The following is a 13,954-nucleotide window of genomic DNA, read 5'->3' as shown; positions in this document are numbered from 1 at the left end:
CGGCACTGCGTTTGCCCGGCCTACGGTTTACGCCGTCGTAGGCCCGGTAAGCGAAGCGCCACCGGCCGTTGTTGCCGGACTTAACGACCTGCCTTCAACTTCTGGTAATACTCTTCATACAGGCGGCTGGCGTCGCCCACGTCGTTCTGCCACTCGCCTTTGCTGACGGTTGCCGCATCCGGGTAGAGCGACTTGTCGTTCGCTACCTCCGGGCTCAGCAGTTTGCGGGCGGCCAGATTTGGCGTCGGATAGCCGATAGTTTCCGCCACCTGTTTTGCCACATCCGGGCGCAGCAGGAAGTTAATCAGCTGCATTGCACCCTCCACATTTTTGGCATTGGCCGGAATTGACAGGCTGTCCATCCAGAAGATCCCACCCTCCTCAGGCCACACCACTTCCAGCGGCGTACCGGCCTGGCGCGCCACGTACGCCGAACCGTTCCACACCATCCCCACGTTGACTTCCCCTTCCATATACGGGTTAGCCGGGTTATCGGAGTTGAACGCCGCGACGTTTGGCATCAGCTTTTGCAGCTCGTGATACGCCGCTTCAATCTCTTTCGGATCGGTGGTGTTGCCGGAGTAGCCCAGCTTACGCAGCGCCACCTGGAACACTTCGCGCGCGTCGTCGGTCAGCAGCAGTCCACCTTTGTATTCCGGCTTCCACAGATCCGCCCAGCGGGTCACCGCTTTAGGATCCATTGCCTCGGTATTGATCCCGATCGCCGTCGCGCCCCAGATGTACGGAATTGAGTAATCGTTATTTGGGTCAAACGGCTTGTTGAGCATCTCCGGATCGAGGTTTGAAAAATTGGTTAGCTTCGATTTGTCGATCTTCTGGATCATCCCCTCTTTGCGCATCTTGTCGACAAAATAGGTCGACGGGACCACCAGATCGTAGGCGCCATCTTTATAGGTTTTGAGCTTGGCGTACATGGTTTCATTCGACTCGTAGGTGGAATAGATAACCTTGATGCCCGTCTCTTTGGTGAACTGCTCCAGCAGGCCCGGCGGCACATACTCGGTCCAGTTGTAGAAGTAGAGCGTTTTACTGTCGTCCGCGTGCGCAGCGCCCATACCCATTGCGAGAGCGCCTGCCGCGAGCAGGTGGCGTGACCATTTTTTCATTAATACGTCCCCTGAGATTTTGTTTTATCACGAGCAATAAGCTGGCTGGCGATCACCAGAACCAGCGATAACATCAACAGAATGGTCGCCAGCGCGTTCACCTCTGGTGAGACGCCGACTTTCACCATTGAATAGATCTTCAACGGCAGAATTTCATAGCTCGGGCCGGTGACAAACGACGACACCACCACGTCATCCATCGACAGGGTAAAGCTGAGCAGCCATCCTGCGGCCACGGCGGGCATCGCCAGCGGCAGGATAATTTTGCGCAGGATGATCATCTCGCTGGCACCCAGATCTTTTGCCGCTTCCAGCATCCGCACATCAAAGCCCTTCAGACGGGAGTAGACCGTCACCACTACAAACGGCAGGCAGAAGGTGATGTGCGAGAACAGCAGCGACCAGAAGCCCAGTTGTACCCCCAGCAGCATAAACAGCACCAGCAGCGAAATGGCCATCACGATGTCCGGGGACATCATCACCACAAACAGCATCCCGCTGACGAAGGGCTTGCCGCGAAAACGGTAGCGGTAGAGCGCCACCGCGGTCAGAGAGCCAATCAGGGTGGCGAAGGTGGCCGAGAAGATGGCCATCGTCAGCGAGTGTTGCGCCGCCTGTAGCAGGCTGTCGTTATTCATCAGCAGGCTGTACCACTGGGTGGTGAACCCCTGCCAGTTGATGCCAAAGCGCGAGCTGTTGAATGAATTGACGATCAAAATAATGATCGGAATGTAGAGATACGCATAGATGGCGGTCATAAAACCGCCGCGAAGCAGTCGACCAATCATCCGAGTTCACCCTTATTGTTAAGCAAGCGCGAGGCACGCCAGTAGACCAGCAGCATCAGGCCCATCACCACCGTCAGGGTGATGCTGGTCGCCGAGCCGAACGGCCAGTCGCGAATGTTCAGGAACTGGCTCTTGATGACGTTACCGATCAGCAGGTTCTTTGCGCCGCCCATCAGGTCGGAGACGTAGAACAGCCCCATCGCCGGCAGCATCACCAGCAGACAGCCAGCAATGATCCCCGGCATGGTCAGCGGGATGATGATGCGGATAAAGGTCTGCAGCTTGCTGGCACCCAAATCTCGCGCCGCTTCCAGCAGGGGTTTATCCAGCTTTTCGATGCTGGAGTAGAGCGGCATGACCATAAACGGCAGCAGGATATAGACCAGCCCGACGATCACCGCCCCGGGTGTAAACATAATGCGGATCGGGGTGTCTATCACCCCGATCCAGAGCAGAAACGCGTTCAGGTAGCCTTTGGTGCTGAGGAAGATCTTCAGGCCGTAGATGCGGATCAGGGAGTTGGTCCAGAAGGGCACAATCAGCAGAAACAGCAGCAGCGGACGCACCTTCGACGGCAGCTTCGCCAGAAACCAGGCGAAAGGGTAGCCGAGCACCAGACAGGCGACGGTGGCGATCAGCGCCATATTGAGCGAATGGAGTAGCACCTGGAAATAGAGCGGATCGAGCAGGCGCGCATAGTTATCCAGCGTAAAGACCAGCGAGACGAAATGCACATCGTCGCGGGTCAAAAAGCTGGTGGCAATGATCATCAGGTTGGGTAAAAAGACAAATAACACAAGCCAACCGACGATAGTGGCGATCACCACATTCTGGAACTTACTTGTGTTCTTCATCAGCCAGCACAACCTCCCAGCTCTCTACCCAGTTAATGACCATTTTCTGATTGAGCGAGTGGTCGAAGTCAGGATCGTCCTCGTTAAAGAACTCGCTGACGATCACCATTTTGCCGTTTTCCAGTTCGACCACCGATTCGAGCGTCATCCCTTTGTAGTTGCGCTCGCGGATATAGCCGATCAACCCTTCTGCTTCGGTCTCGTCGTGGATCTCATCGACGCGCAGATCTTCCGGGCGCAACAAGACGTTGAGCTGCTGTCCTGGCTCCACGGTAAAGTTAACGAAGATATTGCAGGCGCGGCCTTCGACGTTAGCTAACACCCGCTGGTCATCGAGGCGTTCAATAACCGTAGCACTGAAGATATTGATTTCGCCAATAAAGCTGGCGACAAACAGGTTTTTTGGCTCTTCGTAGATTTCTCGCGGGGTGCCATCCTGCTCGATTTTGCCGTCGCGCATCACCACGATGCGATCGGACATGGTCAGAGCCTCTTCCTGATCGTGGGTGACAAACACAAAGGTGATCCCGAGCTTACGCTGCAGCGCCTTTAACTCGTTCTGCATCTGCTTGCGCAGCTTGTAATCCAGGGCGGACAGGGACTCATCCAGCAGCAGCAGGCGCGGCTTATTGACCACCGCGCGGGCGATGGCGACGCGCTGCTGCTGTCCACCCGACAGCTGGTGCGGCTTACGCTGGGCGAACGTCTCCAGCTGCACCATGCGCAGGGCATCGGTGACGCGGGGCGTGATCTCACTGGCCGGGGTTTTTTGCATCCGCAGGCCAAAGGCGACGTTTTCGAAAACCGTCATGTGCGGGAAAAGGGCATAGCTTTGAAAGACGGTATTGACGTGTCGGTGTTCAGCAGGAACCTGCGTGATGTCCTGATCTTCAAGATGAATATGGCCGTGATCGACGTTTTCCAGCCCGGCGATAAGGCGAAGCACTGTCGTTTTACCGCAGCCCGATGGGCCAAGCAGCGTAAGAAATTCGCCGTTGTTGATAGTCAAATCGAGGTCGGAAATGACGGTTTTTCCGTCAAAGCTTTTACCAATTCCGGCCAGTTGCACCAACGGTGACAGTGAAGCTGGTTGTGTATTCAATTTTTGATTCAGTCCCATATCGACGCTGCAAATGCTTATCGCAGCGGGGTTTGTGGTTAGCCACCTTGGTAATACGTAATGAGGGCGGACATTCTACGGGAATACGCTGTAATCGCCAATCCTTGTTACCCATTGATAAGCTACATTTATTATCGAAAGCGGCGAAAAACGGAAATATTCTCGTTTACGGGATAAAAGTGACCTGGCGCAATATTTGGGTTTTGATGCTTACTGATAATGTTGTCACGAAAAGTGAGGGTGACTGCATGGATAAATTACTTGAGCGTTTTTTACAGTACGTATCGCTGGATACCCAATCTAAACCGGGTGTCCGTCAGGTACCGAGCACCGAAGGACAATGGAAACTGTTACAGCTGTTAAAGACGCAACTGGAAGAGTTGGGGCTGGTCAACGTCACGTTAAGTGAAAAAGGGACGGTGATGGGGACGCTCCCCGCCAGTGTGAGCGGCGATATTCCGGCCATTGGTTTTATTTCCCATGTTGATACCTCACCGGATTTTAGCGGTAAAAACGTGAATCCGCAGATTGTTGAGAACTATCGCGGCGGCGACATTGCGCTGGGTGTGGGCGACGAAATATTGTCCCCGGTGATGTTCCCGGTGTTACACCAGCTGCTCGGCCAGACGCTGATCACCACCGATGGCAAAACGCTGCTCGGGGCCGATGATAAAGCCGGGGTGGCAGAGATCATGACCGCGCTGGCGGTACTGAAGCACAACAAGGTGCCGCACGGGGATATCCGCGTCGCCTTTACCCCGGATGAAGAGGTGGGCAAAGGGGCGAAGCATTTCGACGTTGAGGCGTTCGATGCCCGCTGGGCCTATACCGTTGACGGCGGCGGCGTGGGTGAGCTGGAGTTCGAAAACTTCAATGCGGCGTCGGTGAATATCCGCATCGTCGGCAACAACGTCCACCCGGGCACGGCGAAAGGGGTGATGGTGAATGCACTGTCGCTGGCGGCGCGCATTCATGCCGAGGTTCCGGCAGACGAGAGCCCGGAAAAGACCGAAGGCTATGAGGGCTTCTATCACCTCACCAGCATCAAAGGGACGGTTGATCGGGCGGACATGCACTACATCATCCGCGACTTTAACCGCGACGGGTTTGAGGCGCGTAAACGCAAAATGATGGATATCGCCAAAAAGGTGGGTAAAGGGCTGCACCCGGATTGCTACATTGAGCTGATCATTGAAGACAGCTATTACAATATGCATGAAAAGGTGATCGAGCATCCGTACATTCTGGAGGTAGCGCAGCAGGCGATGCGCGAATGCGGTATCGAACCGCAGCTCAAACCGATCCGCGGCGGCACCGACGGCGCCCAGCTCTCCTTTATGGGATTGCCGTGCCCGAATCTGTTTACCGGTGGCTACAACTACCACGGCAAGCACGAGTTCGTGACGCTCGAGGGAATGGAGAAAGCGGTGCAGGTAATCGTACGGATTGCGGAGCTCACCGCGAAGCAGAAGTAATTGCCCGGTGGCGCTACGCTTACCGGGCCTACACCCAGGCCGGGCACACAGCGTGTCGCCCGGCATTTCCACACATGGGGAGGGAACCTCATATGTCAAACTACCGTCGTCACTACGTACCGGGCGGCACCTGGTTTTTCACCGTTAACCTGCAAAACCGGCGCAGCGATCTGCTGACGCGCCATATCGATACGCTCCGCATGGCGACCCAATGCGTAAAACGTACAAAACCCTTTTTGATTAACGCCTGGGTGATCCTGCCGGAACATATGCACTGCATCTGGACCTTGCCCGAAAACGATACTGACTACTCCGGCCGCTGGCGGGACATCAAAAAAACCTTCACCCGGACGCTCGGGATGTCAGGCATCTGGCAGCCGCGGTTCTGGGAACATACCATTCGGGACGAAAACGACCTGCGGCGGCATACGGATTACATCCATATCAACCCATTGAAACATGGCTATGTGACGCGCGTTAAAGAGTGGCCCTATTCCACCTTTCATCGTGACGTGCGGGAAGGGGTATACCCGGAGGATTGGGCGGGAGAAATAGAGGATTTTGACGCTGGGGAGCGCCGTTAAGAAACGCCGGGCGGCACTGCGTTTGCCCGGCCTACATACTTTACCGTAGGCCGGGTAAGGCGCAGCCGCCACCCGGCAATCGACAACCGACTCAGTCCTCGAAGAACCAGTATCCGCTGTTGACCAGCGCCGCCAGCATGGCGAGGAAGGATGGATCTTCCAGCGCATCACCGAACAGCGCCGCGGTCAGCACCGTATGGCTGGCCAGCGCTTCCAGCGCCGGACGGTGCGGGGAGTCCAGCTGCTCGCCGTTGACATACACCTCTTCGCCAATGCGCAACACGCGTAACCCACCCAGTCGCGCCAGCTTGTCACCCTGCTGCAGCGCATCGTAAATCTCATCCGGCTGATACGGTGGCTCCGGCAGGGAGACGTCCAGCTCGTGGCGGGACTGGCTGATAAACTCCCCAAACCACTGGTTGAAATGCTGCGGCTGGTTGATCATCTCCAGCATCATCCCGCGCAGCTTATCCAACTCCTCGGGCAGGATATCGGCCGGGTGCTCGCGGGCTGGCACGTCCGGATCGCTGAAGCGATGGCTGCCCAGCTCGCGCTGCAGAACGTAATCGGCAAATCCGCTGATCATCTCGCGACCGCTTGGGGCCCGGAAGCCCACCGAATAGTTCATCGAGTTTTCAAGGGAATAACCCTCGTGCGGGAAGCCCGGCGGAATGTAGAGAATATCGCCCGGCTCCAGCTCTTCGTCGATGATGCCGAGGAAAGGATCTACCTGCAGCAGGTCAGGGTGCGGGCAGTGCTGCTTCATCGGCACCTTCTCACCCACGCGCCAGCGGCGGCGACCGGTACCCTGAATGATAAACACGTCGTACTGATCCAGATGCGGGCCAACGCCGCCGCCAGGCACGGAGAAGGAGATCATCAGATCGTCCATCCGCCAGTCGGGCAGGGCGCGGAACGGTTGCATCAGGGCTGCGGCGGGCTGGTGCCAGTGATTGACCGCCTGCACCAGCAGGGACCAGTTGCTCTCGCCCAGGTGATCGAAGCTTTCAAACGGGCCGTGGCTGACCTGCCATTTTCCCTCGTTATGGCTGACGAGGCGGCTGTCGACTTCGCTCTCCATGGCCAGGCCGGCCAGCTCATCGGGAGAGATCGGATCGACGAAATTGGTGATGCCGCGTTTCAGAACTACCGGGCGTTTCTGCCAGTAGCGTTCGATAAAGTCGGGCCAGTTAAGGGCTAATTGATAATCCATATTTATATTCCGCAGGCTTTTACTGACTCGGATTATAACGGAAGCTCAGCGCCTGCGTGTGAGAATCACGCTTTTTTCACCCGGACGCTTTACTCTCGTCGCTTGTCAGATGCTGGCGGGCAAAAATTGCCTCCATGCGCGCGCCACCCAGCAGACTGTCGCCAGTGTCGATCCGGCCGTCGTACTGCTCAACAATATCGCGCGCAACCGACAGGCCAACCCCCTGACCGGGGCGTAAGGTGTCGGCACGCTGCCCGCGATCGAACACCTGGTCACGCTTGCCCTGCGGGATCCCCGGGCCGTCGTCCTCAACGATAATATGCAGCTCATTTTCACCCTGGCGGGCGGAGACTTCGACGAACTCCAGGCAGTATTTACAGGCGTTATCGAGCAGATTGCCCATCACTTCCATAAAGTCGTTCTTTTCACCGACGAAACTGATTTCCGGCGAGATATCGAGGGTGATGTTCACCCCTTTGCGCTGATAAACCTTATTCAGGGCCGAGGTCAGGCTGTCCAGCAGCGGGGCGACGGGGTGCAGCTCCCGGCTCAGCAGGGTGCTGCCGGTTCGCATGCTGGCGCGGTGCAGGTAGTATCCGATCTGCTGGGAGATACGGCTGATCTGCTCCAGCATCACCGGCTCTGCCTCATCGGCGCTCAGTTTCGCGCTGCGCAGGGATCGCATCGTGCTTTGCATCACCGCCAGCGGCGTTTTCAGGCTGTGCGTCAGATCCGTCAGGGTGGTGCGGTATTTGTCGTAACGTTCACGCTCGCTTTTCAGCAGCCGGTTCAGGTTGCGCACCAGACTGGTAAGCTCCCGGGTGGTGTTGGGGTCGAGTTTCTCGCGATGATGCTCTTCCAGCTCACGCACCTCTTTCGCCAGCGACTCGATGGGCCGCAGGCTCCACCAGGCGGCCAGCCACAGGAGGGGGATCACCAGCAGCAGGTTGGCGGCCAGCACATACACGAACCAGTTCCACACCGTATAAGAGCGTTTCAACTCCACCGGAATGGTATCGATGACCACAATGGTCAGCTGCGGCATCTGCATGGTGGCGGGGTAGATATTGACCGCCACCGAGTGGGTCAACTCGCTGTCGTCGTCGTCCTCGCGGATCTCGGCCAGCTCTTTCTGCATGTTCCGGTCGTTACCCACCAGCAGGCTGGTGGCATCCACATCCGCTTCCAGCTCGTGAAAACCGTTGGATTTTAACCACTCCGGGCGAATAGTTTTTATCAGCCAGGGGACATCGCGCTGGGCCCACAGCAGCTTGCCTTTCTCATCGTAAATCAGCGACATGGTCGGGCTCTGGCGATCCAGATGCTCTGGCATATCGATGGTGATCTTATTGTCTTCCCATTTTGCGAGGGTATAGAACAGATTGCTCTCCCCGCGCAGCAGCCGGAAGGTGGTTTTGTCGAAGCTGACGCTGTAGCCCACCAGGGCCACCATCCCGTAGGCCAGCGAGAGCACCAGCACCACCACCGCCGTGGCCAGCAGAAAACGAAACCGCAGCGACAGAGGCAGAAAGTGACGAAAGAGTTTTTTCATTTAGCGTAATTCGAACAGATAGCCCTGACCGCGCACGGTGGTAATGACATCCTCCGGATACTGCGCCTGAATTTTCTTACGCAGACGCCCCATCAGCACATCAATGGTATGGCTTTCGCGCAGCTCGGCATCGGGGTAGAGCTGGAGCATCAGGGAATCTTTGCTCACTACTTTGCCGCTGTTGCGGATCAACGTTTCCATGATGGTGTATTCAAAAGCGGTAAGCTTGATCACCTCATCATGAATGGCCAGTTCGCGGCGGGAGAGATCCACCTGAAACGGTGGAATGGAGATCACCTGTGAGGCCAGACCGCTGTTGCGGCGCATCAACGCCTGCATGCGGGCGGCGACCTCTTCGATATGGAACGGTTTGGTGACGTAGTCATCCGCGCCGGCGCTCAGCACTTCAACCTTATCCTGCCAGCCTTCGCGGGCGGTCAGGACCAGCACCGGCAGGGAGACGTCGTGGCTGCGCCAGCGGCGGATCAGCGACAGGCCATCTTCATCAGGCAGACCGAGATCAACGATGGCGATATCGGGCAGATGTTCATTGAGATAGTAGTCGGCTTCTTTGGCATCTTCGGCATCGTCCACCTGATGCCCCATTTCCTGAAGCTGAACCTTCAGGTGATGACGTAGCAACGCATTATCCTCAACAACCAGTACGCGCATCATCGCTTCTCCCTAATATGAATGGTCTGAATAGTTTAAGCTGATTATGTTGCGACAGGGATAAACATTTCGTAAACCGGAGGGGAGGGAACCCTCTTTCCGGGCGGAAAGAGGGTAAAAAGCGTTATTTCAGCTCATCAACCATCGCAATGGCGCGGCCGATGTAGTTGGCCGGGGTCATCGCTTTCAGGCGGGTTTTCTCGTCTTCTGGCAGTTCCAGTCCGTCGATAAACTGCTTCATGCCTTCGGCGTCAACGCGCTTGCCGCGGGTCAGCTCTTTCAGTTTTTCGTACGGCTTTTCGATGCCATAGCGGCGCATCACGGTCTGGATCGGCTCCGCCAGCACTTCCCAGTTGTGATCCAGTTCGTCGAGCAGGCGCTCGCGGTTCACTTCCAGCTTGCTCACACCCTTCAGGGTAGACTGATACGCAATCAGCGCATAGCCAATGCCCACGCCGAGGTTACGCAGCACGGTGGAGTCGGTCAGGTCGCGCTGCCAGCGTGATACCGGCAGTTTGCTGGCCATGTGTTGCAGCATAGCGTTGGCCAGACCCAGGTTGCCTTCGGAGTTTTCGAAGTCGATTGGGTTAACCTTGTGCGGCATGGTGGAAGAACCGATTTCACCGGCGATGGTCTTCTGCTTGAAGTGGTTCAGGGCGATGTAGCCCCATACATCACGGTCGAAGTCGATCAGGATGGTGTTGAAGCGCGCGATGCAGTCAAACAGCTCGGCGATATAGTCGTGCGGCTCGATCTGCGTGGTGTACGGATTCCACTGGATGCCCAGAGAGGTAACAAACTCTTCGCTGAACTGGTGCCAGTCCACTTCCGGGTAGGCGACGATGTGGGCGTTATAGTTACCGACCGCACCGTTGATTTTGCCGAGGATCTCCACCTGCTCCAGCTGGCGGTACTGACGCTCCATACGGTAGGCGACGTTAGCCATCTCTTTACCGATGGTGGACGGGGTGGCTGGCTGACCATGGGTACGGGAGAGCAGCGGGATATCGCGATACTCCACCGCCAGGGCTTTCACCGCGTCGATGATTTTGCGCCAGTACGGCAGAACCACTTCCTCACGCGCGGTAGAGAGCATCAGCGCGTGGGAAAGGTTGTTAATATCTTCAGAGGTACAGGCAAAGTGAATAAATTCAGATACCGCGTGCAGCGCCGGGACGCTGGCCACTTTCTCTTTCAGGAAATACTCAACCGCTTTCACGTCGTGGTTGGTGGTGCGCTCGATGGTTTTAATGCGCGCGGCGTCTTCTTCGTTGAATTCCGCAACGATTTTATCAAGGTAATCGTTTGCCTGGCTGTCAAAAGCAGGAACTTCCGCGATCGCTGCCTGCGCGGCCAGCTTTTGCAGCCAGCGTACTTCAACCTGGACACGGAATTTCAGCAGACCATATTCGCTGAAGATCCCGCGCAGCGCGCTGACTTTATCGCCGTAGCGTCCATCGACAGGGGAAACGGCGGTCAGTGAGGATAATTCCATAGTTCGCAACTCCGGGAGGTTAACAATGAGCAAGAATTTGTTTTGCCTGAGTCGTCAGGCGATTACGATAAAACATTAACTGCAGGCGGCCACCGCCGACCTGTTGCCACAGCACTGCGGCACGAATACCGGCCAGCAGCGAGGCACGCACTTTGGCCTGTACCTGCGGGCTTTGCAGGACGGCAGGGGATCCGGTGACCTGGATCCGCGGCCCCAGTGGACTGATAACATCCACATAAATACCGGCCATGGCGCTGAGTAACGTTTCTGACTGCAAATCAAAATGATCGAGCTGACGCTGAAGACCTGCAATACGATCGCCCAGGGTATCCATCGCCCCTTTGGCAGCGTTCAGTTTGCGCTCCAGCACCATCATGCTGAGGGTGTAACGCGTCAGTTCCGCATTCAGCCCCTGACGGTTGCTGGCATTTAACACACCGAGTAAGGTTTCCAGACCGAGGCGAAGATTCGCTTCGCTACCACCAAAGACGCCGAGAGTTGAACTGGGGTTCAGATCCACGACGCTGTTTAGCGAAACGTGCAGCGCGTCAGCATCGCAATGACCCTGATGCGCCAGCTGTTGCACCAGACGGGCAGACTGGCAAATTCCCGCCAGCGCCAGGGTGATGTCATAAAAGTTCTTCGCCACACTGGCTCCTTTCTGTGTGTAATCGCATTAAACCGCAGTCAGCGGCAGGCGTTGTTCGATAATACCGCCGCCGAGGCAGATCTCACCGCTGTAGAAGACGGCAGACTGGCCCGGGGTTACGGCAGAAACCGGCTCGTCAAAACGCACGTCAATGCGTTCGTCGTCCAGCGCGGTAATAGTGCAGGGAATATCGGTTTGACGATAACGGGTTTTCACCGTGCAGCGCAGCGTGCCTTTCAGCGGCTGGCGATCGACCCAGTGCAGCTGTTGAGCAATCAGGCCGATGGACATCAGACGCGGATGGTCATGGCCCTGGGCCACAATCAGGATATTGTTTTCTACGTCTTTATCGACGACGTACCACGGATCTTCGCTCCCCTCTTTGGTGCCGCCGATCCCCAGCCCTTTACGCTGGCCTAAGGTGTGGTACATCAATCCCTGGTGTTCGCCAATCACGTCGCCATCCACGGTGACGATTTTGCCCGGCTGGGCAGGCAGATAGCGGCCAAGGAATTCACGGAATTTGCGCTCACCGATAAAGCAGATACCGGTAGAGTCTTTTTTCTTGGCGGTGATCAGATCCAGCTCTTCAGCGATTTTACGCACTTCCGGTTTTTCCAGTTCGCCCACCGGGAACAGGCTTTGGGCAATCTGTTCGTGGCCGAGGGTATAGAGGAAGTAGCTCTGATCTTTGTTGCCGTCGAGACCGCGCAGCAGCTGGCTTTTGCCGTCGACATCGGCACGGCGCACGTAGTGGCCGGTCGCGATGTAGTCAGCACCCAGATCTTCAGCAGCGAATTCGAGGAAGGCTTTGAATTTGATCTCTTTGTTGCAGAGGATGTCCGGGTTCGGCGTGCGGCCGGCTTTGTATTCAGCCAGGAAATGCTCGAACACGTTATCCCAGTACTCTGCCGCAAAGTTGACGGTGTGCAGTTCAATGCCGAGCTTGTCGCAGACCGCCTGCGCATCAGCCAGATCTTCAGCCGCGGTACAGTATTCCTCGCCATCGTCCTCTTCCCAGTTCTTCATGAACAGGCCTTCAACCTTATAGCCCTGTTGCAGCAACAGCCAGGCAGAGACGGAAGAATCGACGCCGCCGGACATGCCGACGATCACTTTTTTTTGGCTTTCAGACATTGGAATACTCACGACATTGAACTTCAAGGCGGCGTATTCTATCACGCGCCCCCGGCATTGACACCCTCTGTAAACGGCCAGTTAAATTCGCCAATCGTCTCCAGCGGCAGACGATTGCCGGTGAGGTAGCTGCGAATACTCTCCGCAACCAGCGGCGAACGCAGATTGGTGGCGGTCAGGATCGTGTCGGCATCCACCCACAGGCAGCGATCGATGTCGCTGTCGTGCGGCTCAGTGGCGCACATTTCGCTAAGCTCCATGGCAAACAGGAAGCGCAAAAACGGGGTCTTATCCGGGGCGATCCACTGATGTAAGCGGATGAAGTGCTGCGGTTCGGCATGAATACCGGTCTCTTCCCATAGTTCACGACGCGCGGCCTGAACCAGCGTCTCGTCGGCTTCAAGGTGGCCCGCAGGCTGATTCCACAGCGCTTTGCCATTAATGGTCTCTTCCACCACTAAAAATTTGCCCTCGGCGTGGACAATCGTGGCCACCGTGACGTGCGGCTTAAACATGATGTTCTCCTTGTTCGGTAACGTCCCGCCACTCACCGTTGGCGAGGCTATCCAGCGTGTAACTGCCCATCGCGTAGCGAATCAGACGTAATGTCGGATGCCCGACATGGGCCGTCATGCGACGCACCTGGCGGTTGCGGCCTTCATACAGGGTGACTTTTATCCACGAAACGGGAATCGATTTGCGTTCACGGATGGGGGGATTGCGCGGCCAGAGCCACTCAGGCTCGCTGACCAGCTCAATGCCCGCGGGCAGGGTAGGGCCGTCATTCAGCGTGACGCCGTTACGCAATGCGGCCAGCGCGTCGTCATCCGGAATGCCCTCAACCTGCACGTAGTAGATTTTGCCGGTGCGTTTCCCGGGCTGGGTGAGCCTGGCCTGCAGCTCGCCGTCGTTGGTGAGCACCATCAGCCCTTCGCTGTCGCGATCGAGTCGGCCTGCGGCATAAACCCCCTGAATGGGGATGTAATCCTTCAACGTAGTGCGCCCGGCTTCGTCGGTAAACTGCGGCAGCACATCGTAGGGTTTATTGAACACTATGACGCGTGTCGCCTCGCGCGGTTTGCGCGGCCTGGCGGCTTGTCGTGTGCTGAATCGTTCAACCCGGTGATTTCTAAAAGAAGTTTTCTGCATGGTATTTTCAGACGTTATCAATTGCCGCATTATAGCCTAATAACGAATGCCTTTCATGGCGCCAGACATTCAGGTACTATCGAAGGGCTCATTACAAATTATTAACATAAGATCAGTAACAACCAGAAGCGCCCGAAGG

General features: G+C 56.5%; 14 protein-coding genes. 2 read left to right on the top strand and 12 right to left on the bottom strand.

What is annotated here, in order from left to right:
• Window positions 1-80: 80 nt before the first annotated feature.
• Genes potD through potA form a run of 4 tightly spaced genes read right to left on the bottom strand, consistent with a single transcriptional unit; the run spans window position 81 to window position 3,889 of the window.
• Window positions 81-1,127, bottom strand: a complete 1,047-nt coding sequence (gene potD / locus LG383_RS10415) for a spermidine/putrescine ABC transporter substrate-binding protein PotD (protein ID WP_166182164.1) — start codon at window positions 1,125-1,127, stop codon at window positions 81-83.
• Entirely contained in the window at window positions 1,127-1,915 is a 789-nt protein-coding gene (potC, locus tag LG383_RS10410; RefSeq protein ID WP_106992765.1) for a spermidine/putrescine ABC transporter permease PotC, read from the bottom strand. Before potC ends, potD begins: the two co-directional genes overlap by 1 nt.
• On the bottom strand, window positions 1,912-2,769 hold the full coding sequence (potB, locus tag LG383_RS10405) for a spermidine/putrescine ABC transporter permease PotB (RefSeq protein ID WP_166182165.1): 858 nt from the start codon (window positions 2,767-2,769) through the stop codon (window positions 1,912-1,914). The genes potC and potB overlap by 4 nt, the downstream gene beginning before the upstream one ends.
• A complete protein-coding gene (gene potA / locus LG383_RS10400; protein WP_225759060.1) occupies window positions 2,753-3,889 on the bottom strand; it encodes a spermidine/putrescine ABC transporter ATP-binding protein PotA in 1,137 nt (378 codons plus the stop codon). The genes potB and potA overlap by 17 nt, the downstream gene beginning before the upstream one ends.
• 248 nt (window positions 3,890-4,137) lie before the next feature.
• Between potA and pepT the strand changes: the two genes are divergently transcribed.
• Both pepT and LG383_RS10390 read left to right on the top strand, forming a co-directional pair.
• Entirely contained in the window at window positions 4,138-5,364 is a 1,227-nt protein-coding gene (gene pepT / locus LG383_RS10395) for a peptidase T (protein ID WP_225759059.1), read from the top strand.
• Window positions 5,365-5,456: 92 nt separating this feature from the next.
• Entirely contained in the window at window positions 5,457-5,948 is a 492-nt protein-coding gene (locus tag LG383_RS10390) for a transposase (protein ID WP_225759058.1), read from the top strand.
• A gap of 91 nt (window positions 5,949-6,039) precedes the next feature.
• Here LG383_RS10390 and LG383_RS10385 read toward each other — a convergent pair whose 3' ends face one another.
• From LG383_RS10385 to rluE, 8 genes are all read right to left on the bottom strand, one after another.
• Window positions 6,040-7,161 carry a cupin domain-containing protein gene (locus tag LG383_RS10385; protein ID WP_225759057.1) on the bottom strand — a complete coding sequence of 374 codons (1,122 nt, stop codon included), beginning with the start codon at window positions 7,159-7,161 and terminating at the stop codon, window positions 6,040-6,042.
• Window positions 7,162-7,237: 76 nt separating this feature from the next.
• Window positions 7,238-8,713, bottom strand: a complete 1,476-nt coding sequence (phoQ, locus tag LG383_RS10380) for a two-component system sensor histidine kinase PhoQ (protein WP_106992770.1) — start codon at window positions 8,711-8,713, stop codon at window positions 7,238-7,240.
• Complete coding sequence (phoP, locus tag LG383_RS10375) at window positions 8,714-9,385, bottom strand: two-component system response regulator PhoP (RefSeq protein ID WP_032617646.1); 672 nt, start codon at window positions 9,383-9,385, stop codon at window positions 8,714-8,716. It lies immediately after the preceding gene.
• 124 nt (window positions 9,386-9,509) lie between these two features.
• A complete protein-coding gene (gene purB, locus LG383_RS10370) occupies window positions 9,510-10,880 on the bottom strand; it encodes an adenylosuccinate lyase (protein WP_106992771.1) in 1,371 nt (456 codons plus the stop codon).
• A 19-nt stretch (window positions 10,881-10,899) separates the two neighbouring features.
• Entirely contained in the window at window positions 10,900-11,529 is a 630-nt protein-coding gene (gene hflD, locus LG383_RS10365) for a high frequency lysogenization protein HflD (RefSeq protein WP_106992772.1), read from the bottom strand.
• Window positions 11,530-11,556: 27 nt separating this feature from the next.
• Window positions 11,557-12,666 carry a tRNA 2-thiouridine(34) synthase MnmA gene (gene mnmA / locus LG383_RS10360; RefSeq protein ID WP_146145499.1) on the bottom strand — a complete coding sequence of 370 codons (1,110 nt, stop codon included), beginning with the start codon at window positions 12,664-12,666 and terminating at the stop codon, window positions 11,557-11,559.
• Window positions 12,667-12,707: 41 nt separating this feature from the next.
• A complete protein-coding gene (locus LG383_RS10355) occupies window positions 12,708-13,181 on the bottom strand; it encodes an NUDIX hydrolase (protein WP_225759056.1) in 474 nt (157 codons plus the stop codon).
• Window positions 13,174-13,845: a 23S rRNA pseudouridine(2457) synthase RluE gene (gene rluE, locus LG383_RS10350; protein ID WP_106992775.1), complete on the bottom strand. Its 672-nt coding sequence runs from the start codon at window positions 13,843-13,845 to the stop codon at window positions 13,174-13,176. The genes LG383_RS10355 and rluE overlap by 8 nt, the downstream gene beginning before the upstream one ends.
• Window positions 13,846-13,954 lie beyond the last annotated feature (109 nt).

Source organism: Leclercia sp. Marseille-Q4284 (assembly GCF_916618945.1).
Classification (GTDB): domain Bacteria; phylum Pseudomonadota; class Gammaproteobacteria; order Enterobacterales; family Enterobacteriaceae; genus Enterobacter; species Enterobacter tamurae.
This window is presented reverse-complemented; position numbering and strand designations above follow the sequence as displayed.